This is a genomic window from Zoogloea sp. (genome assembly GCF_023150065.1).
GTDB lineage: Bacteria > Pseudomonadota > Gammaproteobacteria > Burkholderiales > Rhodocyclaceae > Zoogloea.
Map to the genome: position 1 here is coordinate 1 of NZ_JAKLLN010000215.1, position 544 is coordinate 544.

The window sequence follows — 544 nt, forward strand, 5'->3', positions numbered from 1 at the left end:
GCGCAGGCGCAGGGCGCCTTCGAGGGCCTGAGCCGCGCCGGCCGGATCGCCCGCAGTGTAGGCCGCATTGGCGCGGGCGAAGTGGGCTTCGGGCTGGTCGAGGTAGGGCTGGGTGAGGTCATTCACCAGCCGGCGGATCAGCGCCTTGTCGGGGATGCGGGCGAGGCCGCGGTTAAGCCCAAGCAGCGCAGGACCGACCTTGTCGCCCAGCCGGGCCAGCGCCGACGCGAGATGGGTTTCGAGCTCCTCGATGCGGGCGCTGCTGGCGGCGGCGCCGGAGGCCAGCTGCTGGGCCTGCAGCGACGTGGGATCGAGCTCCAGCCACAGGCGGGAGGCGTCGCTGGCAAGATCGGTCTGGCGGGCAAACACGGCCATCTCGGCGGCACGCCGGGCGATGCGGGCGTCGTTGTCGTGGGCCTGCTTGCCGCCCCAGCCGTTGAACTGGATCAGGGACACGGCCAGGGCGCCGTCCGCGCCCTTGACGAAGGTCGGGCCGCTGTCGCGACACCACAGGTCGTCGGTGGGGATGTCCCAGACCTCGACC

Annotated in this window: 1 protein-coding gene; it reads right to left on the reverse strand. The window is 72.4% G+C overall.

Annotation, left to right across the window (positions count from 1 at the left end; genetic code table 11):
* Positions 1-544, reverse strand: a 544-nt coding sequence (locus tag L6Q67_RS24350; protein ID WP_296576352.1) for an agmatine deiminase family protein, incomplete at both ends; no start/stop codon positions are given.